The organism is Alsobacter metallidurans, from assembly GCF_014636935.1.
Classification (GTDB): domain Bacteria; phylum Pseudomonadota; class Alphaproteobacteria; order Rhizobiales; family Beijerinckiaceae; genus Alsobacter; species Alsobacter metallidurans.
This window is the reverse complement of sequence record NZ_BMES01000001.1, coordinates 1,887,489-1,912,347: the sequence shown is the minus strand read 5'-3', so window position 1 is coordinate 1,912,347 and position 24,859 is coordinate 1,887,489. Positions and strand designations below refer to the sequence as shown.

Below are 24,859 nucleotides of genomic sequence, written 5' to 3'. Positions count from 1 at the left end.
GACCAGCGACGGGCAGTTGCATCGTCCGCCATCCTCTTTTTTTGAGACGCTCCGCCCGATGTCCGCACCCGTCGTGACCCGCTTCGCCCCCTCGCCGACCGGCTTCCTGCATATCGGCGGCGGCCGCACCGCCCTGTTCAACTGGCTCTACGCCAAGCGCCTAGGCGGCAAGATGCTGCTGCGTATCGAGGACACCGACCGGGAGCGCTCCACCGAGCCCGCCATCGCGGCGATCATCGACGGACTCCAGTGGCTCGGCATCACGTGGGACGGAGACGTCGTGCACCAGTTCGCCCGCGCGGCTCGGCACCGCGAGGTGGCCGAGAAGCTGCTCGCGGAGGGCAAGGCCTACCACTGCTACGCGAGCCAGCAGGAGCTCGAGCAGATGCGCGAGGCCGCGCGCGCCGAGGGCCGGCCCATGCGCTATGACGGCCGCTGGCGCGACCGCGATCCGAGCGAGGCCCCGGCCGGCGTGAAGCCGGTGATCCGCCTGAAGGCGCCCACCGAGGGCGAGACCGTGGTGGAGGACCAGGTGCAGGGCCGCGTCACATGGCAGAACAAGGATCTCGACGACCTCGTGCTGCTGCGTTCGGACGGCAACCCGACCTACATGCTCGCCGTGGTGGTGGACGACCACGACATGGCGGTCACGCACGTGATCCGCGGAGACGACCACCTCACCAACGCGGCGCGCCAGACGCAGATCTACCAGGCCTGCGGCTGGGACGTGCCCGTGATGGCGCATATCCCGCTGATCCACGGCGCGGACGGCGCGAAGCTCTCCAAGCGCCACGGCGCGCTCGGGGTCGACGCCTATCGGGCGCTCGGCTACCTGCCGGCCGCCCTGCGCAATTACCTCGTGCGGCTCGGCTGGAGCCATGGCGACCAGGAATTCTTCTCCACCGAGGAGATGATCGCGGCGTTCGACCTGTCGGGCGTCGGCCGGTCCCCGGCGCGCTTCGACTTCGCCAAGCTGGAGCACCTCAACGGCCACTACATGCGGGCGAGCTCGGACGAGGAGCTGGTCGCCGCCATCGAGGTGATCCTGCCGGAGGTCGGCCCCGCGCGCGGCGCGCCGACCAAGCTCGATCCCGCGTTGCGGGCCAAGTTCGTGGCCGCGATGCCGGGCCTCAAGGAGCGGGCGAAGACCCTGATCGAGCTGATCGACAGCGCCTACTACCTTTATGCAAGCCGGCCGCTCAACCTCGAGCCAAAGGCCGAGCAGCTGCTGGCCGATGGCGGGCGCGAGCGCATCGCGGCGCTGCTGCCGCAGTTGCGGGCGCTCGGCGACTGGACGGCCGCCTCCACGGAGGCCGCCGTTCGCGCCTTCGCGGAGCAGACCGGGGCCAAGCTCGGGCAGGTCGCGCAACCCCTGCGGGCAGCCCTCACGGGTCGCTCAACCTCGCCGGGATTGTTCGACGTCTTCGCGGTGCTGGGCCGCGACGAGAGCCTGGCGCGGCTGGAAGGCCAGGCCGCCAAGGCCTGAGCGTCCGCAGGCCCTCGCCGGACGCGCAGCCGCCCGACTTTCGGTGTGGTTGAACGGCCTTCGCAATTGCGATAGCAACCATTAGGCTTCAGGCGAACTTGCGATCTTGGGACCGGGTTTTGTCTCCCTTTCGGGGCATTTCCGGACCGTCGACAGCCGCCTGATCTCGCCGCCGCCGCCATGCGCCTCGTTTTGGCGGCAGCTGCCACGCCGTGACGTCTTGGCCGAAGGATGACCGCCTATGAGCGCGCCCGCTAACCTTTCGATTTCCGGAAAGAACGTCGAGTTTCCTGTCAAATCCGGCTCGATTGGTCCGGACGTGCTGGATATCGCCAAGCTCTACGCCCAGACGGGCATGTTCACGTATGATCCGGGCTTCACCTCGACGGCGAGCTGCGAATCCAAGATCACCTATATCGACGGCGACGAAGGCGTGCTGCTTTATCGCGGCTACCCGATCGACCAGCTGGCCGAGCACGGCGACTTTCTCGAAACCTGCCACCTGCTGCTTTACGGCGAGCTGCCCACCGCCGCCCAGAAGGCCGATTTCGACTACCGCGTCACGCGCCACACGATGGTGCACGAGCAGATGATGCGGTTCTTCCAGGGCTTCCGCCGCGACGCGCACCCGATGGCCGTGATGGTGGCCAGCGTCGGCGCGCTCTCGGCCTTTTACCACGACTCCACGGACATCTCCGATCCGACGCAGCGCATGATCGCCAGCATGCGGATGATCGCCAAGATGCCGACGCTCGCCGCCATGGCGTACAAGTATTCGATCGGCCAGCCGTTCGTGTACCCGCAGAACGACCTCGACTACACATCGAACTTCCTGAAGATGTGCTTCGCGGTGCCGTGCGAGGAGTACAAGGTCAACCCCGTGCTGTCGCGCGCGCTGGACCGCATCTTCACCCTGCACGCCGACCACGAGCAGAACGCGTCCACGTCCACGGTGCGGCTCGCCGGCTCGTCGGGCGCCAACCCGTTCGCGTGCATCGCGGCCGGCGTGGCCTGCCTGTGGGGCCCGGCGCATGGCGGCGCCAATGAGGCGGCGCTGAAGATGCTGCAGGAGATCGGCACGGTCGACAAGATCCCGCACTTCATCGCCCGCGCCAAGGACAAGAACGATCCGTTCCGCCTCATGGGCTTTGGTCACCGCGTCTACAAGAACTACGATCCGCGCGCCAAGATCATGCAGAAGACCACGCATGAGGTGCTGAACGAGCTCGGCATCAAGGACGATCCGCTGCTGGACGTCGCGATCGAGCTCGAGCGCATCGCGCTGCACGACGAATACTTCATCGAGAAGAAGCTCTACCCGAACATCGACTTCTACTCGGGCATCACCCTGAAGGCGATGGGCTTCCCCACTTCCATGTTCACGGTGCTGTTCGCGGTCGCCCGCACGGTCGGCTGGATCGCGCAGTGGAAGGAAATGATCGAGGACCCGTCGCAGCGCATCGGCCGCCCGCGCCAGCTCTACACCGGCGCGCCGCTGCGCGAATACGTGTCGATCAACCAGCGCTGAGCTGCAGGGCCAGTCGCAAGACTTGCCTGGTAGATGCGAAATCCCCGCTCCGGCGGGGATTTTTCGTTGCAGACCGCAGGGCGAGGCGGGAAGCTGCCGCATTCCCTCCGCGCGGACGTCGCCTCCCATGCCTGAGACCTCCCCTTTTCGGATCGCGCCCGTGCGCAGCGCTGACGACCTCGCGGCGACGATCGCGCTGTTCCGCGCCTATGCGCGGTCGCTCGATGTCGATCTCTGCTTCCAGGATTTCGAGGGCGAGATGGCGGCCATGCCGGGCAAATACGCGCCACCGCGCGGCGAGTTGCTGCTGGCGCGGCTCCCGGACGGGACCCCGGTCGGCGCGGTTGCGCTCCGGCCGTTGGATGAGCCCGGCGCCTGCGAGATGAAGCGCCTCTACGTCGCGCCGGAAGGGCGCGGCATGAGGCTGGGCGAAGCGCTGGTCCGTGAAACCATGGCCGCCGCCCAAAGCCGCGGCTATGACGCGATCCTGCTCGACACGCTGCCGAGCATGACGGCGGCCCAGAGCCTCTACCGCAAGCTCGGCTTCCACGAGATCGCGCCCTACTACGACAATCCGGTGGTCGGCGCGTTTTTCATGCGCCGGGCGCTTTAGGCCGGCGCGTCGCCCGTCATCGCCGGGTCGACGCTGTTCTTCTCGAAGCGGAAGGCGGCGGAGCGCGGATAGGCGACCCGGCGCGCCCGGTTCACGGCGCCCAGCGGCCGGTGCGCCGCCAAGCCGTGCCAGGGGCTGAAGGCCATGCCGTCGTCGATTTCCCGGGCCAGCGCCGGGCTCCAGCTCTCCTGCGGCTCCACGGTGATCCGGGCGACCGCGACGTGTGCGCTCTCCCCTTCGGGCCAGACCACGGATGCGTCCTCGATCGGCATGGCCTCGAGGTCCGTGCAGAGCTGCGCGCGCAGCTCCCAGGTTCCACCCTCGCGGGCGAACAGCGCCAGCATGGCGCTGCGCAGGCCGTCCTTGTCGTCGCCGATGTCGACAGGCTTGCCCGAAAGGGCCTGCAGGTTGGGCGAAGCCGGCGCGGCCGACACCTTGGCGATGTAATCGCCCCAGAGCAGCGGCGTCTGGCTGTGGTAGGTCTCGCCGGCCGGGTTGGTTTGCGGCTCGCCCCCCATCGTCTTCAAAAGTGCGCTCTCCCCGCCAAAAGCCTCCAGCACGCGCTCGGCTCCACCAGCCACGGCGGCGACGGCCCGCTTCAGGGGCTCGACCCGATCCGTGGTCGCGGCCAGGAGCTTGAGGCTGGACAGAAAGGCTTCCGGCGTCGGGGCCTTGAAGGCGGGGCCATTCACGAGCACGAAGTCCTGGTCGTCGCCGGTTGCGCCAGGCAGGCGCGGCCCGGGCGCGCCGAGGATCTTCAGCGACAGCCCCCGCGGCGTCGAGATGCTGTCGGGCAGGATGTCGCCCGGGATGGACGAAAAGCGCATCACCACCGGGTAGCTCCCGGGCTTGCTGAACAGCCACTGCGCATAGGGCGCCGGCAATCCGCCGAGGATCTCGATGCGCCCGCGCACCAGCGCGTGGCTCTTGGCATGGACGCTGCGCAGCCCGTGGCCGCCATCCTTGAAAGTCTTCCGGCTGATGCCCACCATTGTCTCGGCGATCTCGGCGGCGACGCGCGCTTCCTTCTCGGCGTCGACCTGCTCGAAGGAGGGCTCGAAACGAAGGGGCGATCGGGTGTCCGACATGAAGCGTTCCTCATCGTGAGATCGACGTGAACGCGGTCGGGTCCGGGTCGTTGCCTGCCGGGCTCGGCTGCGGCGACAATTCCTGCGTGAGTTGTATCAACCCTTCAAATGAAAACCCCGCCGGATCGCGGCGGGGTTTCTTGAAAGCGGCGAAGATATCGCGCGTCTTTACTGCGTCTCGTCGTCGAAGTTGCTGGACGCCACGGAGGCGACCGGCGTCGCGCCGAGGCCATCCTTGTTGTAGATGTCGTCGCGGAACTGCACGACGCCCTCGGGCGTCGCCCAGGCGGTGATGTAGACCCAGTAGACGGCGACCGGCGAGGCCAGGCGCGCGTCAACGCGCTGGCCGGATTCGATGGCGGCGTCGATCTGCTCGCGGGTCCAGCCGGGCGTGTCCTTGAGCAGCCAGGTGATGTAGTCGCGCACGTTCTGCACGCGCATGCAGCCCGACGAGACGAAGCGGAAGTCGTCGCCGAAGATGCCCTTGGCGGGCGTGTCATGCATGTAGACGCCATAGGGGTTGGCGATGTTGATGCGCACCACGCCGAGGGAGTTGAAGTCGCCGCCCGGATCCTGCCGGAACATGTAGTGGGTCGCCTCGTCCGAGCGCCAGTTGATGGCGGTCGGGGCGATCTCCTGCCCGGCCTTGTTGTAGATCCGGATCTTGTTCTCGGTCAGGTAGTTGGCGTCCGCCTGCATCTTCGGGATCAGATCCTTCTTGATGATGGAGGCGGGCACCGTCCAGAAGGGGTTGAAGTTGATGTCGGTCGCCCGGGTGGTCATCACCGGCGACTGGCGGTCGATCTTGCCGACGCCGGCGGCGTGGCGGGTCATGACCTGGCCGTTCTCGACCGTCTCCACGAGGGCGGCCGGGATGTTGGCGACCACGAAACGGTCGCCCAGGTTGCCCGCGTAGGAGCGCAGGCGGACGATGTTGGTCTCGAGCTGGCGCAGCCGAACGGCGGCCGGCACGTTCATCGCCGTCACGGTGTTCTGGTTGACGATGCCGGTCGGCATCAGGCCGTGGCGCTCCTGGAAGCGCTTCACGCCGGCTTCCACGAAGCTGTCGAACACCTGCGAGCCGCCCGCATTCTGGTCGAGGTCGCCGGACGCGATCAGGCGGCGGCGCAGCGCCACAACGGTGGCGCCCTTGGAGCCAAGCTTGAGGTTGGCGGCCGGCATGGTCGGGAAGCCGCCCTGGGCGACCAGCTGGCGATAGACCTCGATGGTCTGCTCGGTGGCCTGGAGCGTCAGCGGCGACAGCACCGGGGTCGTGGAGCGCGCCACCTTCTGGGAGGTCGCGGCGTCATAGTTTTGCTTCCACTCGGCCTGGCCGAATGCGCTCTGCGCGAAGGCGCTCGAGAACGCGCCGGACGAGGCGGCCATCAGGGTCGCCAGTCCCGTCAGGGCGAAGTCGCGGCGAGAGATCGATTTGAATGCGCTCATGATGCGTTTTCAACTGCAGTTGCGTGAGGGGGACGTCGAACATGATCCTTGAGGGATCAGCGTAAACGAACCGTTCTCACTTGGATTGCCCCGGGCTTATGGGATCGGAAATGCAAGTTCCAGTCCGGCGAATTTAAGGCGGCGCGGCCATGCTTTCGCAGGCTGGCGAGGCACTGTGGCGGGGGCGCCACGTTTCGGCAGCCGCAGAGGACGGCGGCGTGAGCGCTGCGGAGCTACGCAGCGCTTCTGCGTAGTCGGACCGGATCGAGAGAAAGCCTGGGCTGCGCCATAGTGAGCCTCAGAAAACGGCGCACGCGGAGGACATCATGCTCGCACTCAATCAGGCCAATCTCGCCAACTCTTTCGCTTCTCAAGAAGACGTGATCGTGACCGAGTTGCGGCTGCGCCTGTTCCAGGTGGAGCAGCTGATCGAGCGGCTTGCGCCGCACATGCGGGCCCAGCAGGACGCGCCCGTGCGGATGCTCGGCGCTCCCGCCCCCGCGCTCTCGTCGGAGGCCGTGGACGCGATCGAGCGGCTGCAGGCCGCCGCCAGCGCCCTGCGCAAGGGCATCTCCGAGCTGAGCCGCGCCGAGCAGAACTGATCGGCAGGGCTTACAAGCTTCAGGACAAACGGAAAAAGGCCGGGTTTCCCCGGCCTTTTGCGTATTGGAGGGTGCAGCCCGCCGCCTCAGAGGCGGTAGCGGATGTGGTCCGTCCAGAACCGCTCAAGGCGGGTCAGGGCCGTGTTCACCAGCTTGAACTCGTCGGACGAGATGCCGCCGATCTGCTCCACCGTGCGAACATGCTTGTCGTAGAGGCCCTTGACGATGTCGTGGATCTCCCGGCCCTGCTCGGTCAGGCTGATGCGCACCGAGCGGCGGTCAACCCGCGAGCGGGCATGGTGGAGATAGCCCATCTCGACCAGCTTCTTGACGTTGTAGGACACGTTGGAGCCGAGATAGTAGCCGCGGGTGCGCAGCTCGCCGGCGGTCAGTTCCTTGTCGCCGATGTTGTAGAGCAGCAGCGCCTGGACGCTGTTGACGTCCGAACGGCCGCGGCGATCGAACTCGTCCTTGATCACGTCGAGCAGGCGGCGATGCAGCCGCTCCACCAAGGTGAGCGCTTCGATGTAGAGGGGCTTCACTTCGGTCGAAGAGGACGCCCGGTCCTGGACCTCGATGGTCTTCACTGCCGACTGCATTGCTTTGCCTCGCTGCTATCCCTGTACGCCGAGTTTTCCCGGCTGCGTTGATAGCAAACTTAGCCCCTGCTTCTAAAAGCCAGTTTAAACAACGAGATGAATCGAATGTTCACTTTTTTCAGGTGAATCGAACTTAAATGCGATGCAATACGTTGCTTGATCCTTTGTTTACCGAGCCAAATTCAAGCCTCGCGCGCGGCCAACCAGGAGAACACGATATAGGCCACGACCGCCGAAGCTTCGGCGACGACGCCGCCGACGCCGAGCAGATGCGAGCCCAGCGGCGCGACGCTGCCGATCAGCAGATGGCTCATCACGGCCAGCAGCCACATCACGCCGCCCCATGTGCTGGTCAGCCAGAGGCCGACCGCCGCCACGAGGTCGAGCACCGCGAACACCACCACGACGGCGCGGGCCGGCGGCGGCAAGGACTCGAAGGTTGCGACGCCCGGGATTGCGATCCCGAGCAGCGTCACCCAGTAGGATAGCCCCTTCACGAGCCAGAGCGCCGCCATCAGGCGCATGAAGATCACCAGAACCCAGTCCCACGCGATGGTCCTGCGCGCCGCGGTCTCGGGCAGCGCCTGGCTGCGATGCTGTTCGACGTTCACGAGGCGGCGCCCGGCATGTCGAGTTCGGGTTCCAGCGACGCGAAATAGCCGGCCACTCGCGCGTCATCCACCTGCGCGAGGGCGGCTGGCGACCAGTTCGGGGATTGGTCCTTGTCGATCACGGCGGCGCGGACGCCTTCGTAGAAATCGGGCGTGTCGACCATGCGCGACACGATCCGGTACTCGGTGCGCATGGCGTCGACGAAGCTCAGGGTCCTGCCCCGCCGCATCTGCTCCAGCGCCACAGCCAGGCTGGTGGGCGACTTGGAGCGGATCACGGCCGCTGCGTCCGCGGCGAACTCCGAGCCGGCCGCGGCCGCGCCATCCAGCCGATCGAGGATCTCGCCCACGCTGGCGCCCACGAAGCAGCGGTCGATGTCGTCCTGAATGGCAGAGACGGGCGCCTCGCCCGGCGCCCGCGCGTGCGCGGCTAGCACGTCATCGACAGGCTTGCCCGCCGCGAGCTCGTCCAGGATGGCCGGGAAGGCGGCCGAGGGCGCCGCGTGGGTGGCGAGGCCGAGCGTCAGCGCGTCGGCGGTGCGGACGCGCGCGCCCGTGAGCGCCAGCCAGGTCCCCGCCTCGCCCGGCAGGCGCGGCAGCGCATAAGTGGCGCCCACGTCCGGGAAGAAGCCGATGCCGACCTCCGGCATCGCGAACAGGTAGCGATCGCCAGCCACACGGTGGCTGCCATGCAGCGACACGCCGACGCCGCCGCCCATCACGATGCCGTCGATCAGCGCCACGTAGGGCTTGGGATAGGCATGAATGAGCCCGTTCAGCACGTATTCCTCGCGCCAGAACACCAGCGCCTCGTCCTGCCGCCCTGCCCTGCCGAGATCGTAGAGCTGGCGAATGTCGCCGCCGGCCGAGAACGCCTTCTCGCCCGCGCCGCGGATCACCACCCGGGTGACGGCAGGGTTCTGCGCCCACGCGTCCAACGCGGTCCGAATGGCGCGCACCATGCCGAGCGTCACGGCGTTCAGCGCCTTGGGCCGGTTCAGCGTGATCACGCCCGCGGCGCCGCGGATCTCGCAGATCGCCTCCGGCTCGGCGTGGGTCTCGGCTGGTGAGGTCGGCGATTCGGACATGCGGGGCTCATGGTTGGGCGAAGGCGGCGGAGTGAAGCTCGCGGGGGCATGGGCGTCAACGCACCCATGCGTAGAAATGCTGGCGCGGCCCTTGGCCGCTTTCGGCCGGGCCCGGTTGGTGTTACTCCGATGTTCAGAACGTTTCCAAGATAGCGTCCCCGCTCTCGCAGCGATTACCGGAGGACAACGCCAATGGCGTCCCGGGTCACACCGTTCCAGACACCCGCTTCACGATCCGAGCCCGCCCGCGCGCCGGCCTCGCCGCTCGAGCTGTCGCACCGCCCCCGCCGCAACCGCAAGGCCGAGTGGGCGCGCCGCCTCGTGCGCGAGAACGTGCTGACCGCCAACGACCTGATCTGGCCGCTGTTCATCGTCGAGGGGCAGAACACGCGCGTTCCGGTCGCCTCCATGCCGGGCGTGGAACGGCTCAGCGTCGACGAGATCGTGCGCGAGGCCGAGCGCGCCGCCGCGCTCGACATCCCTTGCATCGCGCTGTTTCCCTACACGGACAAGGCGCTGCGCTGCCCAGACGGCGCCGAGGCGCTGAACCCCGAGAACCTCGTCTGCCGCGCCGTGCGGGCGGTGAAGAAGGCCGTGCCGCACATCGGCATCCTCACCGACGTGGCGCTCGACCCCTACACCAGCCACGGCCATGACGGGTTGATGGACGGCGACCACATCCTCAACGACGAGAGCGTCGCCGTGCTGGTGCGACAGGCCCTGAACCAGGCCCAGGCCGGCTGCGACATCGTCGCGCCGTCCGACATGATGGACGGCCGCGTCGGCGCCATCCGGTCCGGGCTCGACGCCGCGGGCCTCGGCGACGTGCAGATCATGGCCTATGCGGCGAAATACGCCTCCGCGTTCTACGGCCCGTTCCGCGACGCGGTGGGCAGCAACGCGCTGCTGAAGGGCGACAAGCGCACCTACCAGATGGACCCGTGCAATTCCGACGAGGCGCTGCGCGAAGTTGCGCTCGACCTCGACGAAGGCGCCGACATGGTGATGGTTAAGCCCGGCATGCCCTATCTCGACATCGTCCGGCGCGTGAAGGACACCTTCGCGGTGCCGACCTTCGCCTACCAGGTGTCCGGCGAGTACGCGATGATCCAGGCCGCCGCCCAGAACGGCTGGCTGGACGGCGAGAAGGCCATGATCGAGAGCCTCCTCGCCTTCAAGCGCGCCGGCGCGGACGGCATCCTCACCTATTTCGCCGCCACGGTGGCCGAGAAGCTGAAGCGGGGCTGAGGCTGAGCCGTTCTCCTTGCGTGACACGCGCCCGGCTCGCGTTATCCTGCCGGGCATGTCCCGCCTGTCCGCTGCGTTGCTGGCGATTCTCCTTGTCGCCATAACCGGTTGCGCGACCCTGATCGACGCCGACCAGGCGCGGCTGTGCCGCATGGCGATCCCGGCGTTGAACCCGGCCGGCACCTCCATCACGCTGGGGCGGATCACGCCCGCGGAGGACAAGCGCGGATTGCGGATCGTGTACCGGGCCGAGCCCCCGGGAGAACCGGCGCGGACGAGGTTCGTCGCCTGCCGTTTCGCCGGCGACGTCCTGTCGCGCAACCGGCAGGAGCTCGTCGCGGTGGTCACCGAGCAGGGCCAGCTCAGCGAACCGGCGTTCTATTTCCTGCGGCGCTTCTACCTCGCCCAGCCTGAAGCGTTGCTGGCCGATCCCGGCGGGCTTCAGTCGATCGATCTTCCGACCGCGCCGCGTCCCGTCGCGTATGGCCTGCAGCAGGCGCTGAACGCGCTGCCGCAGGCGGCCGTGTATGGCCTGGTGGCGGCCGCCTATTCGCTGATCTATGGGCTCGTGGGCCGGATCGTGTTCGGCTTCGGCGAGCTCGCGGCGCTCGGCGGCTACGGGGCGCTGCTCGGCGTCACCCTGATGGTGCAGCTCGGCTTCCGGGATCCGGCCGCCGGTTTGGCGCTGGCCTGCGTGTTTTCGCTGTATGGCGCGGCCGCGACCGGCATGGCGAGCGGCAGGCTCGTGGTGGCGCCGCTGATCGCAGGGCCGGGATTGCCTATCCTGATCGCCACCACCGGCCTGATGATGAGCCTGTCCGAGGTCCAGCGCCTGGCCCAGGGCAACGACCTGCGGTGGACGTCGCCGGTGCTGAATGCGCCGATGTCGCTGGTCCGATCCGGCGACTTCGTCACCACCGTCACGCCCATGGCCCTGCTCGTGACGCTCGCGGCGCTGCTGGCCGGCGCAGCGCTGCTGCTGGCCATGCGCTACACAGGCTTTGGCCGCTCCTGGCGGGCCTTCGCGGACGACCCGCAAACGGCGGCGCTGTTTGGCGTCGATCGCCGACGCATCTTCCTGCTCACCTTCGGGGTTTCGGCCGCGCTGGCTGGCCTCGCGGGCTTCATCATCACGGCCTATTGGGGCGGCGTCGGCTACGGCTATGGCCTCACGCTCGGCCTCAAGGCCCTGGTGGCGGCCGTGATCGGGGGCATCGGGTCCGTGGGCGGAGGCTTGGCGGGAGGCGTCGTGATCGGGCTAGCGGAGGCGTTCTGGTCGGCTACCATGCCGCTGGAGAGCCGGGACATCGCCATCTACGCCCTGCTCAGCATCACGCTGGCCCTGCGCCCCGGCGGGCTCTTCGGCTGGCGCGACCTTCTTCCCCGACGGGTATGAGCCGATGACACATTGCATCTCGCTGGACGACATTCGCGCCGCCGCCGCCGTGATCCAGGGGCAGGTGCAAAAGACGCCGATGCTGCCCGCCCCTCGCCTCTCGGCGCTGACGGGCGCGAACGTGTTCGTGAAATACGAGAACATGCAATCCACCGGCTCCTTCAAGGAGCGGGGCGCGCTGAACCGGCTCTCCCAGCTCACGCCGGAGGAGCGCGCGCGCGGCGTCGTCACCATGTCGGCCGGCAACCACGCGCAGGCGGTGGCCTACCATGCCGGCCGGCTCGGCGTGCCGGCCACCATCGTGATGCCGGCCACCACGCCCATCGTGAAGGTGGAGAATACCCGCTCCTACGGGGCCACGGTGGAACTCCATGGGGAGACGCTCTACGAGGCGCGCGAACGCTGCGAGGCGATCCAGCGCGAGCACGACCTCACGCTGGTGCACCCTTATGACGACCCGGCCGTGATCGCGGGCCAGGGCACCATCGCGCTCGATATGCTGGCCGAGCGGCCGGACCTCGACATGCTGGTGATCCCCATCGGCGGCGGCGGGCTCTGCGCCGGGAACGCGGTGGCGGCCAAGGCGCTGAAGCCCAGCATCCGCATCGTCGGCGTGGAGGCCGCCCTCTACCCCTCCTTCGTGAACGCCATCGCGGGCGGCGACCGGCCGATCGGCGGGCCGACGCTGGCCGAGGGCATCGCGGTGAAGACCGTGGGAACGCTGACGCTGCCCATCGTCCGCGACCTCGTGGAAGACATCCTGCTCGTGGACGAGCCCGCCATCGAGCGTGGCGTGAGCTGCTTCGCCACCCTGGCGCGCAGCATGGCCGAAGGCGCGGGCGCGGCCGGGCTTGCCGCCATGCTGGCCGAGCCGGCGCGGTTCGCCGGGCTGAATGTCGGGCTCATTTTGTGCGGCGGCAACATCGACGCGCGGCTGCTCGCCTCCATCATGGTGCGCACGCTGGAGCGCGAGGAGCGCATCGCCTCGCTGCGCATCACCACGGCGGACCGCCCCGGCCTCCTCGGCGCGATCGCTTCGCATCTCGGCGAGCTTGGCGCCAACATCCTGGAAGTGTCGCACGGCCGGCTGTTCCTGGACGTGCCCGCCAAGGGCGTCACCATCGACGTCACGGTGGAGACGCGCGGGGCCGAGCACACGCGGCAGATCCTGGAGGCGCTCGCGGCCGACGGCCTCGCGCCCAAGCGCATGGACCGGCGCAGTTAGCCGCCACGATCTTGAATGCAGCGCAGGCCGGGGCCACATCTCGTGCGGCTCGGCTTTGAGCCTCGAAAGGACTGCGATGACCCCTCAGCCCGTCGTCTACACCGCCGTTCCGGCCAGCGACACGTCCGGCGTCCTCAGCGGGCGCATGGGCGCGTGGATCGTGGACTTCTTTGTGATCGGCGCGCTCTGGGCCGTGTTCGCGGTGGCGTCGCTGGTTCTCGGCGTGCTCACCTTCGGGCTCGGCTGGATGATCCTGCCGGTGTTGTGGCCCATCGTGGCCGTGATCTACAGCGGCGTCACCGTCTCGGGGCCGCGGCGCTCGACGATCGGCCAGCGCATGTTCGGCGTCGAGCTGCGCACGGTCACGGGCCAGACCGCGCCCTTTATCGTCGCGGCCGTGCATGCGGTGTTCTTTTACGTCAGCATCTCGACGCTCACCCCGCTTGTGCTGCTGTTCGGGCTCGTGCGCGCCGACCGCCGCATGCTGCACGACCTTCTTTCCGGCCTGATCGCGGTGCGCCGCGGAACCTGACGCGCGGCGCCAGCCTCGGGGCTTGAGGCTGGCGCTCCCGATGCTATCCTGAGTAGCGCGCCCGCAAGGGCCTCCGACGTGCGGTTCGCGCATGCCGGGACTGGTCCGAACGAAGGCAAGGAAGCTCGGATTGACGACCCAGTCCCGCGACCAGCCGCAATTCTACCTGACGGCCCCGACCGCCTGCCCGTATCTGCGCGGCAAGCTCGAGCGCAAGGTGTTCACGCACCTCATCGGCAAGCGCGCGCCGGAGTTGAACGACGTCCTGACTCATGGGGGCTTCCGCCGCTCGCAGACCATTGCGTACCGGCCAGCCTGCGATGGTTGTCGCGCCTGCATCTCGGTGCGCGTGCTGGTGGACGACTTTGCGCCCTCGCGCAACATGCGCCGCGTGACGGACGCGAACCGCGGCCTCGTTGGCGAGATGCGCGAGAACACGCCGACCTCCGAGCAATATTCGTTGTTTCGGCACTACCTCGACTCGCGCCATGCGGCCGGCGGCATGGCCGACATGACGGCGCTGGACTTCGCCATGATGGTGGAGGACTCGCATGTCGAGACCAAGGTGATCGAATATCGCCGACGTGGACCTGACACCGCCATCAACGGCCGCGGCGTCGGCCCCCTGCTGGCCTGCGCGCTCACCGACGTGCTCGGAGACGGGCTCTCGATGGTGTACTCGTTCTTTGATCCGGACGAGGCCGAGCGCAGCCTCGGCACCTACATGATCCTCGACCACATCGCCCGCGCGCGCCGCATGGGCCTGCCTTATGTCTACCTCGGCTATTGGGTCGAGGGGTCGCCCAAGATGGCCTACAAGGCGCGCTTCACCCCGCAGGAGCGTTTGGCTCCGCATGGGTGGCAGAGGGTGGAGTGAGGGTGCGGCTTGCGGTGGCCGGCGGTTTGGCAGTGAGCCCGATCTGGCGATGGATCGCAGTCCGTTTTTTTGATCACCGAAAGCAGCCGCACGAGGTCCGGTCCCGAGATATTACACGAAGTTTTATAGCCAACTTGGCTGAAATGTTATTCGGCGCGGTCAGGGGTAACCCGCCAGCGCCCTGCCCTACCCTCCGAACTTGTTGTTCTTCGGGAACCCCTTCGGCGGCAGCCGGCCCGCTTCAGCCCGATTGCCGATCCATTCGGTAAGTTCGCCCGCCGCCACCGTCCAGGTGCGGCCGGATGTGTCGCGCCAGGTGAGGCCTTCGGCGAGGTTGAAGACCTTGGCGTCCGAGACGCCGCCGTCCTTGTAGCGCTGGAGGCGCACGCCCTTGCCGCGCGACATTTCCGGCGTTTGGGCGGTCGGGAACACGAGCAGCTTCCTGTTCTCGCCAATGATGGCGATGTAGTCGCCATCGGCCGGCGCGGCGAAGACCGCCTTGTGGCCGGCGTCGACATTGAGGACGTTCTTGCCCTTCTTGGTGTTGGCCACGACATCGTCCGAGGCCGCCACGAAGCCGCGTCCCTCGCTGGTGGAGAACAGCAGCTTGCCGCCCGGCTTGTGCTGCCACACCTGGATGATCTCCGCGCCCGCGTCGATGTCGGCCAGAAGCCGGATCGGATCGCCGAAGCCGCGCCCGCCCGGCAGGCGCGAGGCCTCCAGGGTGAACACCTTGCCGTTGTCGGCCAACACCAGGATCTTCGCCCCGGTGTCGGAGAAGAACGACGTTTGCAGCGCGTCGTCGCCCTTGAACTGCAGGCCCGAGAGGTCCTGGACGTGGCCCTTCAGGGCGCGAATCCAGCCCTTCTGGGTCACCACCACGGTGACGGGCTCGCGCTCCACCATCGCCTCGGCGAAGTCGACGTCGGAGAGGTCCGGCGCGTCCGCGAAGCTGGTGCGCCGCTTGCCGATCTTGGTTTCGGGGCCGAAGGTCTTGCGAACCTCGCGGATCTCCCACGAGATCGTCTTCCACTGCGCCGCCTCGGAGCCGAGCAGCGTCTCGATCTGGCCCTTCTCGACTTCAAGCGAGGCGAGTTCGCGCTTCAGCTCCATCTCCTCCAGCTTGCGCAGCGAGCGCAGGCGGGTGTTGAGGATGGCCTCGGCCTGGTTCTCGGTGAGTTCGAAGAACCGCATCAGCTCGACCTTGGGCTCGTCCTCCTCGCGGATGATCTTGATGACGCGATCGAGGTCGAGATAGACGATCAGCATGCCCTGGAGGATCTCCAGGCGCTTCTCGATGTGGTTCAGCCGGTGCCGCGAGCGGCGCAGCAGCACGGTGCGGCGGTGCTCCAGCCACTCGCGCAGGGCTTCGGACAGGCCGAGCACCCGGGGGACGACGCCGCCCGAGAGCACGTTCATGTTCATGCCGATGCGGTTTTCCAGCTCCGACAGGCGGAACAGGCTTTCCATCATCATGGCGGGGTCGACCGTGCGCGAGCGCGGCTCGATGACGACGCGCACGTCCTCGGCCGACTCGTCGCGGATGTCGGCGACGAGCGGCAGCTTCTTCTCGTTGATCAGCTCGGCGAGCTTCTCGATGAGGCGGCCCTTGGACACGAGGTAGGGAATCTCGGTGACCACCACCACCCAGGTTCCGCGGCCGGTCTCCTCCTTCTCCCAGCGGGCGCGCAGGCGAAAGCCGCCGCGGCCGGTGCGGTAGGTCTCGGCCATGCTGGCGCGCGTTTCCACCAGCACGCCGCCGGTGGGAAAGTCGGGCCCGGGCACGAAGGTGAGCAACTGCTCGGAGGTCGCCTTGGGGTGGCTGATCAGGTAGAGCGCGGCGTCGCAGAGCTCGGCGGCGTTGTGCGGCGGAATGGAGGTCGCCATGCCGACCGCGATGCCCTGAGAGCCGTTGGCGAGCAGGTTCGGGAAGGCGGCCGGCAGCACGACGGGCTCGTCGTCCTCGCCATTGTAGGTGTCGCGGAAATCGACCGCGTCCTCGTCGATCCCTTCCAACAGCAGCCGCGCGACCTCGGTGAGGCGCGCCTCGGTATAGCGGTAGGCGGCTGCGTTATCCCCGTCGATGTTGCCGAAATTGCCCTGCCCGTCCACCAGCGGATAGCGCTGGGCGAAATCCTGCGCGAGGCGCACCAGCGCGTCATAGACGGCCTGGTCGCCATGCGGGTGGAACTTGCCGATGACGTCGCCGACGATGCGGGCACATTTCTTGAAGGCCGTGCCGGGATCGAGCCGCAGCAGCCGCATGGCGTGCAGGATGCGCCGATGCACGGGCTTCAACCCGTCGCGCGCATCCGGCAGGGCGCGGTGCATGATGGTGGAGAGCGCATAGGCGAGATAACGCTCTTCCAGCGCCTCGCGCAGGTCGATGCTCTCGACGTCCTTGCCTGACGGTGGGTCGACCGGCTTGCCCATCACGATCCTCGTTGGTCGTCCAAATCCGGGACGAACGACCGTGAACGCTTAGCGAACACGGCCTTGCGCCGCAAGGCTGGGGCGGCCTTATCCCCAGGCTGAGCCTCACCGTGTCCAAAGGCGGCTGCAGCGCGTCCCCTCTCCCCTGCAGGGGAGAGGGACAGGGTGAGGGCCGGTTGGGCCTTTGACTTCAACAAGACCGCTGCAGAGGCGGCGACCCCTCACCCCAACCTCCCCCTGTGCCAGGGAGAGGGGGCTCGCTGCGGCAACGCGTCGAACATCCGGCGCGCTGCGGACGCTAACTCGCGTCGCGAGACTGAGCCGAAAGAACAGCCGCGATGAACGCCGCGCGCACGTCGGGGGCTGTCGTTCCCCTTGGCTCGTAGACGTGGCGGTTCAGGAAGTGGCCGGTGAGCGCGAAGGCGGCGGCAAGCTGGGCGGGGCTCGGCAGCGCCCGCCCCTGCCCCTCGTGCAGGAACGGCGGCAGGGCCAGCAGCTTGTCGCGCCAGGGCTCGCCGGCCGCGGCCGACACGGCGCGGCCAGTTTTCGGCGACACGAAGACGAGGTTGTCGCGCGAGCCGGTGGCGGCGCATTCGGCGAGATCGAGGCCGAAGCCGAGTTCGCTCAGGATCGCGAGCTCGAAGCGCACCACGAGCGGGCCGGCCAGCGCCGGGTCGTCCAGCGCGCCCAGCACCAGCTCCAGCGTCTCATGCAGGGCCGGATGCGGATCGCGCTCCGGCAAAAGGCGCACGAGGCCGCCGAGCACGCCGAGGCCATAGAGCGCGGCCGGCGAATCCATCAGCCGAGCGGCGCGCTGCACCGTGGGCTCGACCTGGAACGAGCCGAGATGCTCGTCCAGCCGCGCCCGCCAGGCGACCGACACGGAGTTGCCGGCCTGCAGCACCGGCTGCATCCGGGCCGAGCGCCCGCCGCGCACCAGCCCGATATGGCGGCCATGTTCGCGGGTCATCAACTCCAGCAGCACGCTGCCTTCGCCGTGCCGCCGGACCCCGATCACGATGCCTTCGTCGCGCCACTCCATGCGGGCGGTTTAGCATGCGGGCGGGATGTGAGTCCCTGCGGGACGGCGCACTCAGGCCGTTACCTCGCGCGCCGTGATCGCGTAGCCGAAGGCGTCCGGATCCAAGCTGTCGAGGACGCCGTCCGCGGTTTCGGCCTGCGAGTACATCAGGAACGGGACCACCCGCCTGGAGCCCGGCAGCGTGACGTCGTGGGCGACATTGTAGGGCATCCAGTTCATCTCCCACCCGCCGAACAGCATCTTGCGCGCTTCGACCACCTTGGGGTCCGTGATCGCGAGCTTGCCGGGCGGCTCCTCCAGCACGACCTTGCGGACGTCGGCGGGGTCCACCGGGAACCAGCCGAAGTCGGCCAGCCAGACCTCGGCGCGGCAGTGCTGGGCCTTGCTGATCACCTCCGCGTTGGCGCCGAGGCTCCTGTAGCCGCGCCGCGACGGCGCGATGCGGATGCCGTAGACGTCGCGCGCCGGTAGCCCGGCCGCGCGCGCGAGCCCGACATAGAGCGCGTTGAGGTCGGCGCATTTGCCGCCGAGATTGCCAGACGCGAGCAACGACTCGATGTCCCCCACGCCGCAGCCGAGCGTGGCGGGATCGCGGAAGGTGTTTTCCACCACCCACTCGTAGATGGCCCGCGCCTTGGCGAGGTCGCCAGCCGCGCCCGCGACGATCTCGTCGGCTTTCGCTTTCACGATGCCGGTGACGGGCAGCAGCTCAGTGCCGCGGGTGTAGAGGAGGCGCTCGGTCTCGGAGAGCGGCGTCACGGGCGTCGGCCTCGCGAGGTCGACGGCGCGGTCGCGGGTGGTCAGGCGCGAGACGATCTCGAGCCGTGGCTCGGCCTCGCCTGTCCAGGACGCGACCAGCATGGGCGCGCCGTAGACCGGGTCCGCGACCGCCTCGAACCGGCCGTTGCCGCTCCAGGTCGAGCCCACGGCGCGCACCCAGCTCTCGTCCACTGCGGAGGGCAGCGGAACCCACGCGCGGGCCGCGCCGCCGCCGGGGTTGCGGAGCTTCAGCGTGGTCCTGATCTCGAAGCTGCGCCAGCCTGGCGCGCTGGCCTGCGCCCAGGCGGCGCGCGGCAGCAGGGCCGCGGTTCCGGCGGCGAGGCCGCCCTTCAACACGTCACGTCGCAACATGGCTTCACCCTCCCGTTCGGGTTGCGCCCGCTTGGATGCGGGGCTTTGTCTTGAGGTCGTCGAGCAGCGCAGCCGTGGCCGGGGCGCGCCAGTCCACGGGGCCCTCCGCCTTCCAGCGCGGCGCGCCTGCGGCGTCGATCAGAATCGACGTGGGGAGGATGGAAACGCCCCAGCGCTTCACGGTCGCGCGCGCGTCGTCGACAAGCGCGGTCTCGAAGTGGAGGGCGAGCTTGTCCAGGAAGCCGCGCACCCGGCTAGCCGGCTCGGCCAGCGCGACCGCCACCACGGCCGGGGCGTCCGGCTCCGCCGCCACGGCGGCCAGCACGGGAAGCTCCTCACGGCAGGGCTCGCACCAGGTGGCGAACACGTGCAGCACCACCGGGCGGCCACGGTGGTCCGCCAGAGCGCGCGGGACGCCGTCGATGTCCGGAAAAACGAGGTCACGCTCCTCCGTCGCGAAGGGCTTGAAAGCAGCCGGCTCGGCACTGCTCAACGACGGCGCGGCGATGGCCAGCGCTGCAGCGCCCACGGCGCCGAGCATCAATCGTCGAGAGAAGACCGCCGACACGCGGCAGGCAATCGGCCGAAGCACACAACCATTGTGCCTCGCTGGCGGCTGCGGTCAAGCTCGGTGAAGGTTACCCGCCGCGCGGAAATTCCAGACCCATCTCGCGGTAGCGCTCGGGGTCGTCGGCCCAGTTCTCGCGCACCTTTACGAACAGGAAGAGGTGCACTTTCACTTCCGCGGCCTCGGCGATGTCCTTACGCGACATCTCGCCGATGGCCCGGATGGTCTGGCCGCCCTTGCCGAGCACGATCTTGCGCTGGCTCTCGCGGGCCACGAAAATTGTCTGCTCCACCCGGGCCGAGCCGTCCTTCATCACCTTCCACTGGTCGGTCTCGACCGTGGATTCGTAGGGCAATTCGTCGTGGAGGCGCTCAAACAGCTTCTCGCGGGTGATCTCGGCCGCGAGGATGCGCAGCGGCGCGTCGGAGATCTGATCCTCGGGGTAGAGCCAGGGCCCGGGGGCCATCATGGCGCCCAGCGATTCGCGCACCTTGTCGACGCCATCGCCCTTCAGGGCGGAGATCATGTAGGTCTCCTTGAAGGGGTGACGGGCGTTGATGTCCTGCGCGAGGCCGAGCAGGCGCGTCCGGTCGATCATGTCGATCTTGTTCAGGATCAGCAGCTTGGGCCGCTTCAGCTCACCCAGCTTGGCAAGAATGGCCTCGACTTCCTCGTCCACGCCCTTGCGGGCGTCCACCAGCAGCGCCACCGCGTCGGCGTCGCCCGCGCCGCCCCAGGCGGAGGTCACCATGGCGCGGTCGAGCCGCCGCTTGGGGGCGAAGATGCCGGGCGTATCCACCACGATGATCTGGGCCGCGCCTTGCAGCGCGATGCCGCGCACCAGCGCGCGCGTGGTCTGCACCTTGCGCGAAACGATCGACACCTTGGCGCCCACGAGGGCGTTGATCAGCGTCGACTTGCCGGCGTTGGGCGCGCCGATCAGCGCAACGAAGCCGCAGCGGGTCGGTTCGCGCGGCGCGTCCGGGGATCCTTGCGGCTCGTCGTCGTGCGGGGCGGGCGTGTCGGTCATCGGGAATCCTTCAACACGCCCTCACGGCGCAGAAATGCCTCGGCGGCGGCCTGCTCGGCGAGGCGCTTCGACGGCCCCTCCCCTTCGCAGTCCTTGAAGCCCTCGACCCGCGCGGCGATGCGAAACTGCGGCGCATGGTCGGGGCCGGAGCGGTCGCGCTCCTCGTAAACAGGCACGGGCCGGGCGAGGCCCAGCGCCCATTCCTGCAGCATGGATTTCGGATCGCGCGTGGCGCGGCCGGGTTCACTCATCTTGGGCCCGAAATCGCGCTCCACCAAGACCCGCGCGGGCTCGAAGCCGCCATCCAGATAAACGGCCGCGATCACGGCCTCGCAGACGTCGCCCAGGATGGCGGTCTTGTTGCGCAGGCCGGACTGGTTCTCGCCGACGCCGAGGCGGATATGCGGGCCAACATCCCACAGCTCTGCGACTTCAGCGCAGGTCTCATGCCGCACGAGATGGCCGAGCCGGCGTGAGAGCTCGCCCTCGCCCGCCTTGGGGTAGGCCCGGTACAGCATCTCGGCGACAACCAGCCCGAGAACGCGGTCGCCCAGAAATTCCAGCCGCTGATAGTGCGGCCCGTTGCTGGGCGTGCCCTTGAGCGCGCTGATGTGGGTCAGCGCGCGCTCCAGGTGGGCGCGGTCCTTGAACGAATAGCCGATGCTCTCTTCCAGGACGGAGAGGCTGGGCTTGGGCCGGCGCGCCATCAGCTCAATGCACGGGCTTGAACAGGCGGTTCCAGCGCACGGTCCAGGGCCACTCCCACACCTTCCAGGCTGCGCCCTCCTCCGACACCGAGAAGAAGATCACCTCGGCGCGGCCGATCAGGTTCTCGAACGGCACGTAGCCGACGCCCTGGGAGGTCATGTCGCGGCTGTCGAGCGAGTTGTCGCGGTTGTCGCCCATCATGAAAAAGTTGCCGGGCGGCACCTGGTAGACGGGCGTGTTTCGGCCAAGCTTGTTGCCGTAGATGTCCAATTCCTGGATCACGTAGCTGATGCCGTTGGGCAGCGTCTCGCGATAGAAGGTGGCGCGGTCGCGGTAGCCCGCGCCGGCGTTGACGTCCTCCTTGCCGACCGCCTGCTTCTTCAGCGGTTGGCCGTTGATGTGGAGGATGCCGTCGATCATCTGGATGCGGTCGCCCGGCAGGCCAATGACGCGCTTGATGTAGTCGGTGGAGTTGTCGCGCGGCAGCTTGAACACCGCGATGTCGCCACGCTGCGGCTCCGCGGCCCAGATCCGGCCGCTGAACAGCGGCGGGCTGAACGGGATCGAATATTTCGAGTAGCCGTAGCTGTATTTCGAGACGAACAGGTAGTCGCCGATCAGCAGCGTAGGGATCAGCGATCCGGACGGAATGTTGAAGGGCTGGAACAGGAAGGTCCGCACCACGAGGGCGATCAGGAGCGCCTGGACGACGACCTTGATGGTTTCGAGGACGCCGCCCTCGTCAGCGGATGTGCTGGTGTTCGCCACGCGGGTGGGCTCCGTCATCTCACGTCCTCAAAACGCAGCGTCCGGCGACCCAATTCGGGCGCGCCGGCCGCCCCCGGGCCGCCTGCGAGCGGTATAGACCTCGGGGCAGGCCAAGGCAACGAAACGGCGGCAGGCTCAGCGGTTGCTGCCGGTCGGGTCACGCCCGGGCGGCAGGCCGACGCCGTTGGGATTGGTCGGGAAGAAGCGCTGGGTCGGCTGGCGCGGCGCCACCGGCACGCCCTGCGGGGCCGCGACGCCGATCTGCCCGCCGCCGGCCGGCGCGGACGGCGCCGGAACGGTGTAGAGCCCACCCGTGCCGCCATTGGTCTGGGCGCGGCGCTGCTGGCGCTGCTGCTGCTCGGAGACCTTCGGATCAGGCTGCGTCGGCTTCAGCGGATCGATCTTGTCCGGATCGACCGGGTCCGGAATCACGTCCTTGCCGCCCTTGCAGGTGGTCAGCCACACGTCATAGATCGGGTGCTCGATGCCGTGCAGGCCGGGGCTGGACGCAAAGATCCAGCCGCCGAAGATGCGACGATATTCGTTGTTGAACGTCACCTCGTCGACTTCAATGAAGGACGTCGTGTTCTGCGGTTCCGTCGGCGGGCGCGTGTAGCAGACGCGCGGCGTGATCTGCAGCGCGCCGAACTGCACCGTTTCGTCAACCTGCGCCTCGAAGGAGATGATCCGGCCGGTGATCTTGTCGAGCCCAGCGAAAATCGCCGTCGGGTTCTTGATCTTGTCCGCCTGGGCGGGACCGGCCGCGAGCGCCATCGCGCAGCCAAGCACGGCCGCGATCGGGGCGGGACGACGAAGGATGGTGACGATCGGCAAGACAGGCATGAACACGCGCAAGAGGCTCCACGCCGCGATTCGAGGCCGCGGTCGCCCAACGGGCCGGGTGCTTAACACGCCAAAGTGGGCGGAGAAAGGGCGGGCGCGCCTGTGCGCCGCCTCGCATGGCGCTACAGGGCGTTTCGGCTCAGCCTTCGACGCCCTGCTGGCTCTCGATGGTGGGTTCGCAACGCACCGGGCAGTTCACGGAATTGGCCACGAAGCAGTAGCGGTGCGCCTGCTCGTGCAGGGCGCCGGCCTTTTCGGGATCGCCGGCCACGATGCGAACGTGGGGCCGCAAGGTGACGCCCGTGAAGCGGCCGCCCTCGGGCCCCTCCTCCATCACGCCCTCGGCCTCGTCCTCATAGGCGGCCACAACGATGCCGGATACGGCCGCAAGGTGGAGGTACCAGAGCATGTGGCAGGCCGACAGCGAGGCGACAAAAAGATCTTCGGGGTTGTGGCGCGTCGGGTCGCCCCGAAAGGCTGGATCGGACGAGCCCAGGATGTCGGGCTTGCCGACGACCCGCACTGCGTGGTCGCGCCCATAGCTGCGGTAGTCGGCGGTTCCGGAGCCGAGATTGCCGGTCCACACCGTGGTGGTGCGGTAGCGATGTTCGCGCATGCGCGTCTCCAAGCTCCACCCGAAAGGCGCGATCCACCCGAAAGCCCCCGCCGGAGCCTACAACGAAAAACGCCGCCCGGAAGGCGGCGTTTGCGTTTGGGAAGAGCGGAGTGGGGTCAGGCCTTCTCGCCGGTCTCGATGCGCCGCTCCTTGGGCGCGCCGCCCGGAGACCAGGCGTCATAGTCGCCGGTGGCGGCGGGGCGCTCGTTCTGGTTCAGGATCGAGCCCTTGGGGCGGTACCCGAAGGGCGTGCCGGTCATGTTGGGCTGGTGCGGGCGCTCCCACTCGCGCGGCGTGTAGGGCTGAACGGACGGCGGCTCGACCTGCGTGTTGCGCAGCCAGCCGAGCCAGCCGGCCGGGACCAGCGTGGCCTCGGTGCGGTCCTTGTAGACCACCCAGCGGCGCGGAACCCCGATGGTCGGGTCGATCTTGCCGCCGGCGGTCTGGTAATAGACGTTGCCGAACTCGTCCTCGCCCACCCGCTCGCCGAAGCGCCAGGTGAAGAAGCGCGTGCCGATGGTCTGGCCGCTCCACCAGGTGAAGAACTGCAGAAGAAAGGGCTTCATCGCCATGGGTGGGCCTTTGCGCAGGGCCCGCCGGGGGCCTCGGACGGCGGGCCACCGAAGGGGCCCGGGCATTCTGGCGCGGACTATACGATTGCGGGGGCGCCTGTCCAGCCCGACCGTGGTCGCGGGTGCTCAGTACACGGCGACGCCAAGCTCCGTGGCCGCGAAGTCGCGTCCCTTGAACAGGATCGGGGCGCCGAGCGCACGGGCGCTCGCATAGGAGAAGCAGTCGGCGAGGTTCAGCCTCGCCGCGGTTCCCCTGCCCTTGCCGAACCGCTCGAAGGCCCGCACGGCGAGACGGCTCGTCTCGTCCGTGATCGGCGCCACCTCGATGGCGGCCTCGATCAAAATGGCGTCGAAATCCATCTCCACGTCGGCGGGCGAGCGGTCGAGGCGAGTCGACGCGACCATGCAGGTCTCCAGCCGCACCATCGGCGACGTGAAGCGCCGGGCGGCCCGCTCGATCGCGGCCGCGAACAGCGGGGCCTCAGGCTCGCCGCACAGGATGGCGACGAAAACGGACGTGTCGATGAACATCAGCGCGTCCATAGCGCGTCGCGTTCCTCCTCGCTGAGATCGCGGCGGTTCGGCCCGGCCTTGGCGCAAGACCGGGCGCCGATGTCGCCCAGCCGCCGCGCCAGCGGGGTTTCGGCCCGCTCGCGCGCGAGCTCCGCCTGGAGCGCCCCCACCACCGCGTCCGTGATGCTGATGCGCCGGCGCTCGGCCAGTTCACGCGCCAGTTCGCGGGCGCGCGGGTTCCGGATGTTGAGAGGAGCCGACATAAATCGATCCTGTGTTGACGGTGTTGTAAAGAT

At 68.3% G+C, this 24,859-nt stretch carries 26 protein-coding genes; 9 read left to right on the top strand and 17 right to left on the bottom strand.

The genetic code is table 11. The features are described 5' to 3' along the window. Positions 1-58: 58 nt before the first annotated feature. The 3 genes from gltX to IEV99_RS08805 all read left to right on the top strand — a co-directional run bounded on the left by gltX (position 59) and on the right by IEV99_RS08805 (position 3,627). Entirely contained in the window at positions 59-1,486 is a 1,428-nt protein-coding gene (gltX, locus tag IEV99_RS08815; protein WP_188517279.1) for a glutamate--tRNA ligase, read from the top strand. 241 nt (positions 1,487-1,727) lie between these two features. Next, the gene (gene gltA, locus IEV99_RS08810; RefSeq protein WP_188517278.1) at positions 1,728-3,014 is read left to right on the top strand and encodes a citrate synthase; all 1,287 of its coding nucleotides are present in this window, start codon (positions 1,728-1,730) and stop codon (positions 3,012-3,014) included. A gap of 160 nt (positions 3,015-3,174) precedes the next feature. Then, a complete protein-coding gene (locus tag IEV99_RS08805; protein ID WP_244643689.1) occupies positions 3,175-3,627 on the top strand; it encodes a GNAT family N-acetyltransferase in 453 nt (150 codons plus the stop codon). Here the strand turns inward: IEV99_RS08805 and IEV99_RS08800 are convergent. Both IEV99_RS08800 and IEV99_RS08795 read right to left on the bottom strand, forming a co-directional pair. Beyond that, positions 3,624-4,715: a catalase family protein gene (locus IEV99_RS08800; protein WP_188517276.1), complete on the bottom strand. Its 1,092-nt coding sequence runs from the start codon at positions 4,713-4,715 to the stop codon at positions 3,624-3,626. The genes IEV99_RS08805 and IEV99_RS08800 overlap by 4 nt on opposite strands. Positions 4,716-4,883: 168 nt before the next feature. Further along, entirely contained in the window at positions 4,884-6,161 is a 1,278-nt protein-coding gene (locus IEV99_RS08795) for a L,D-transpeptidase family protein (protein ID WP_371875768.1), read from the bottom strand. A gap of 326 nt (positions 6,162-6,487) precedes the next feature. Here IEV99_RS08795 and IEV99_RS08790 point away from each other — a divergent pair, with 326 nt between their 5' ends. Continuing rightward, positions 6,488-6,763: a hypothetical protein gene (locus tag IEV99_RS08790; RefSeq protein ID WP_188517275.1), complete on the top strand. Its 276-nt coding sequence runs from the start codon at positions 6,488-6,490 to the stop codon at positions 6,761-6,763. Between the two features lie 86 nt (positions 6,764-6,849). Here IEV99_RS08790 and ldtR read toward each other — a convergent pair whose 3' ends face one another. The 3 genes from ldtR to IEV99_RS08775 all read right to left on the bottom strand — a co-directional run bounded on the left by ldtR (position 6,850) and on the right by IEV99_RS08775 (position 9,061). Further along, on the bottom strand, positions 6,850-7,362 hold the full coding sequence (ldtR, locus tag IEV99_RS08785; protein WP_188517274.1) for a transcriptional regulator LdtR: 513 nt from the start codon (positions 7,360-7,362) through the stop codon (positions 6,850-6,852). Between the two features lie 182 nt (positions 7,363-7,544). Next, the gene (locus tag IEV99_RS08780; protein WP_188517273.1) at positions 7,545-7,973 is read right to left on the bottom strand and encodes a DUF6163 family protein; all 429 of its coding nucleotides are present in this window, start codon (positions 7,971-7,973) and stop codon (positions 7,545-7,547) included. Then, the gene (locus tag IEV99_RS08775; protein ID WP_188517272.1) at positions 7,970-9,061 is read right to left on the bottom strand and encodes an enoyl-CoA hydratase/isomerase family protein; all 1,092 of its coding nucleotides are present in this window, start codon (positions 9,059-9,061) and stop codon (positions 7,970-7,972) included. Before IEV99_RS08775 ends, IEV99_RS08780 begins: the two co-directional genes overlap by 4 nt. A 192-nt stretch (positions 9,062-9,253) precedes the next feature. Here IEV99_RS08775 and hemB point away from each other — a divergent pair, with 192 nt between their 5' ends. The 5 genes from hemB (at position 9,254) to IEV99_RS08750 (ending at position 14,339) form a co-directional block, all read left to right on the top strand. Further along, positions 9,254-10,309 carry a porphobilinogen synthase gene (gene hemB / locus IEV99_RS08770; protein ID WP_188517271.1) on the top strand — a complete coding sequence of 352 codons (1,056 nt, stop codon included), beginning with the start codon at positions 9,254-9,256 and terminating at the stop codon, positions 10,307-10,309. 16 nt (positions 10,310-10,325) lie between these two features. Next, entirely contained in the window at positions 10,326-11,705 is a 1,380-nt protein-coding gene (locus tag IEV99_RS08765) for a branched-chain amino acid ABC transporter permease (protein WP_188517270.1), read from the top strand. Positions 11,706-11,709: 4 nt separating this feature from the next. Then, a complete protein-coding gene (locus IEV99_RS08760; RefSeq protein ID WP_188517269.1) occupies positions 11,710-12,930 on the top strand; it encodes a threonine ammonia-lyase in 1,221 nt (406 codons plus the stop codon). 76 nt (positions 12,931-13,006) lie between these two features. Continuing rightward, on the top strand, positions 13,007-13,462 hold the full coding sequence (locus IEV99_RS08755) for an RDD family protein (protein ID WP_188517268.1): 456 nt from the start codon (positions 13,007-13,009) through the stop codon (positions 13,460-13,462). 130 nt (positions 13,463-13,592) lie between these two features. Further along, positions 13,593-14,339, top strand: a complete 747-nt coding sequence (locus IEV99_RS08750) for an arginyltransferase (protein WP_188517267.1) — start codon at positions 13,593-13,595, stop codon at positions 14,337-14,339. A 186-nt stretch (positions 14,340-14,525) separates the two neighbouring features. Here the strand turns inward: IEV99_RS08750 and parC are convergent, their stop codons facing one another. From parC to IEV99_RS08690, 12 genes are all read right to left on the bottom strand, one after another. Next, positions 14,526-16,772, bottom strand: a complete 2,247-nt coding sequence (gene parC / locus IEV99_RS08745; RefSeq protein ID WP_188517266.1) for a DNA topoisomerase IV subunit A — start codon at positions 16,770-16,772, stop codon at positions 14,526-14,528. 298 nt (positions 16,773-17,070) lie between these two features. Then, a complete protein-coding gene (gene recO / locus IEV99_RS08740) occupies positions 17,071-17,814 on the bottom strand; it encodes a DNA repair protein RecO (protein WP_188517265.1) in 744 nt (247 codons plus the stop codon). Positions 17,815-17,865: 51 nt separating this feature from the next. Then, positions 17,866-18,945 (bottom strand): transglutaminase-like domain-containing protein, encoded by a 1,080-nt coding sequence (locus tag IEV99_RS08735; protein WP_188517264.1) that lies wholly within the window; start codon positions 18,943-18,945, stop codon positions 17,866-17,868. A 4-nt stretch (positions 18,946-18,949) separates the two neighbouring features. Further along, on the bottom strand, positions 18,950-19,486 hold the full coding sequence (locus IEV99_RS08730; RefSeq protein WP_188517263.1) for a TlpA family protein disulfide reductase: 537 nt from the start codon (positions 19,484-19,486) through the stop codon (positions 18,950-18,952). A gap of 97 nt (positions 19,487-19,583) precedes the next feature. Next, positions 19,584-20,543, bottom strand: a complete 960-nt coding sequence (gene era, locus IEV99_RS08725) for a GTPase Era (RefSeq protein WP_188517262.1) — start codon at positions 20,541-20,543, stop codon at positions 19,584-19,586. Continuing rightward, the gene (gene rnc, locus IEV99_RS08720; RefSeq protein ID WP_188517261.1) at positions 20,540-21,250 is read right to left on the bottom strand and encodes a ribonuclease III; all 711 of its coding nucleotides are present in this window, start codon (positions 21,248-21,250) and stop codon (positions 20,540-20,542) included. Before rnc ends, era begins: the two co-directional genes overlap by 4 nt. Before the next feature lie 4 nt (positions 21,251-21,254). Continuing rightward, entirely contained in the window at positions 21,255-22,019 is a 765-nt protein-coding gene (lepB, locus tag IEV99_RS08715; protein WP_188517714.1) for a signal peptidase I, read from the bottom strand. Between the two features lie 135 nt (positions 22,020-22,154). After that, complete coding sequence (locus IEV99_RS08710; RefSeq protein ID WP_188517713.1) at positions 22,155-22,862, bottom strand: DUF2155 domain-containing protein; 708 nt, start codon at positions 22,860-22,862, stop codon at positions 22,155-22,157. 139 nt (positions 22,863-23,001) lie between these two features. After that, entirely contained in the window at positions 23,002-23,478 is a 477-nt protein-coding gene (locus IEV99_RS08705) for an OsmC family protein (protein ID WP_188517260.1), read from the bottom strand. Between the two features lie 116 nt (positions 23,479-23,594). Next, positions 23,595-24,044, bottom strand: a complete 450-nt coding sequence (locus tag IEV99_RS08700; RefSeq protein ID WP_188517712.1) for an NADH:ubiquinone oxidoreductase subunit NDUFA12 — start codon at positions 24,042-24,044, stop codon at positions 23,595-23,597. 132 nt (positions 24,045-24,176) lie between these two features. Then, on the bottom strand, positions 24,177-24,581 hold the full coding sequence (locus tag IEV99_RS08695; protein WP_188517259.1) for a type II toxin-antitoxin system VapC family toxin: 405 nt from the start codon (positions 24,579-24,581) through the stop codon (positions 24,177-24,179). Continuing rightward, positions 24,581-24,826, bottom strand: coding sequence for a type II toxin-antitoxin system VapB family antitoxin (locus IEV99_RS08690; RefSeq protein ID WP_188517258.1), 246 nt, complete (start codon positions 24,824-24,826; stop codon positions 24,581-24,583). The genes IEV99_RS08695 and IEV99_RS08690 overlap by 1 nt, the downstream gene beginning before the upstream one ends. Between the last annotated feature and the right edge of the window lie 33 nt (positions 24,827-24,859).

What these genes read in the sequence shown, in the direction of transcription:
- recO (WP_188517265.1), bottom strand. Translation starts at nt 17,814, where the DNA reads ATGGAGTGGCGCGACGAAGGCATCGTGATCGGGGTCCGGCGGCACGGC.
- ldtR (WP_188517274.1), bottom strand. Translation starts at nt 7,362, where the DNA reads ATGCAGTCGGCAGTGAAGACCATCGAGGTCCAGGACCGGGCGTCCTCT.
- era (WP_188517262.1), bottom strand. Translation starts at nt 20,543, where the DNA reads ATGACCGACACGCCCGCCCCGCACGACGACGAGCCGCAAGGATCCCCG.
- IEV99_RS08755 (WP_188517268.1), top strand. Translation starts at nt 13,007, where the DNA reads ATGACCCCTCAGCCCGTCGTCTACACCGCCGTTCCGGCCAGCGACACG.
- IEV99_RS08690 (WP_188517258.1), bottom strand. Translation starts at nt 24,826, where the DNA reads ATGTCGGCTCCTCTCAACATCCGGAACCCGCGCGCCCGCGAACTGGCG.
- parC (WP_188517266.1), bottom strand. Translation starts at nt 16,772, where the DNA reads ATGGGCAAGCCGGTCGACCCACCGTCAGGCAAGGACGTCGAGAGCATC.
- IEV99_RS08790 (WP_188517275.1), top strand. Translation starts at nt 6,488, where the DNA reads ATGCTCGCACTCAATCAGGCCAATCTCGCCAACTCTTTCGCTTCTCAA.
- IEV99_RS08760 (WP_188517269.1), top strand. Translation starts at nt 11,710, where the DNA reads ATGACACATTGCATCTCGCTGGACGACATTCGCGCCGCCGCCGCCGTG.
- IEV99_RS08730 (WP_188517263.1), bottom strand. Translation starts at nt 19,486, where the DNA reads ATGCTCGGCGCCGTGGGCGCTGCAGCGCTGGCCATCGCCGCGCCGTCG.
- IEV99_RS08695 (WP_188517259.1), bottom strand. Translation starts at nt 24,581, where the DNA reads ATGTTCATCGACACGTCCGTTTTCGTCGCCATCCTGTGCGGCGAGCCT.
- gltA (WP_188517278.1), top strand. Translation starts at nt 1,728, where the DNA reads ATGAGCGCGCCCGCTAACCTTTCGATTTCCGGAAAGAACGTCGAGTTT.
- IEV99_RS08775 (WP_188517272.1), bottom strand. Translation starts at nt 9,061, where the DNA reads ATGTCCGAATCGCCGACCTCACCAGCCGAGACCCACGCCGAGCCGGAG.
- IEV99_RS08735 (WP_188517264.1), bottom strand. Translation starts at nt 18,945, where the DNA reads ATGTTGCGACGTGACGTGTTGAAGGGCGGCCTCGCCGCCGGAACCGCG.
- IEV99_RS08800 (WP_188517276.1), bottom strand. Translation starts at nt 4,715, where the DNA reads ATGTCGGACACCCGATCGCCCCTTCGTTTCGAGCCCTCCTTCGAGCAG.
- IEV99_RS08710 (WP_188517713.1), bottom strand. Translation starts at nt 22,862, where the DNA reads ATGCCTGTCTTGCCGATCGTCACCATCCTTCGTCGTCCCGCCCCGATC.
- IEV99_RS08795 (WP_371875768.1), bottom strand. Translation starts at nt 6,161, where the DNA reads ATGAGCGCATTCAAATCGATCTCTCGCCGCGACTTCGCCCTGACGGGA.
- hemB (WP_188517271.1), top strand. Translation starts at nt 9,254, where the DNA reads ATGGCGTCCCGGGTCACACCGTTCCAGACACCCGCTTCACGATCCGAG.
- IEV99_RS08700 (WP_188517712.1), bottom strand. Translation starts at nt 24,044, where the DNA reads ATGAAGCCCTTTCTTCTGCAGTTCTTCACCTGGTGGAGCGGCCAGACC.
- gltX (WP_188517279.1), top strand. Translation starts at nt 59, where the DNA reads ATGTCCGCACCCGTCGTGACCCGCTTCGCCCCCTCGCCGACCGGCTTC.
- IEV99_RS08705 (WP_188517260.1), bottom strand. Translation starts at nt 23,478, where the DNA reads ATGCGCGAACATCGCTACCGCACCACCACGGTGTGGACCGGCAATCTC.
- rnc (WP_188517261.1), bottom strand. Translation starts at nt 21,250, where the DNA reads ATGGCGCGCCGGCCCAAGCCCAGCCTCTCCGTCCTGGAAGAGAGCATC.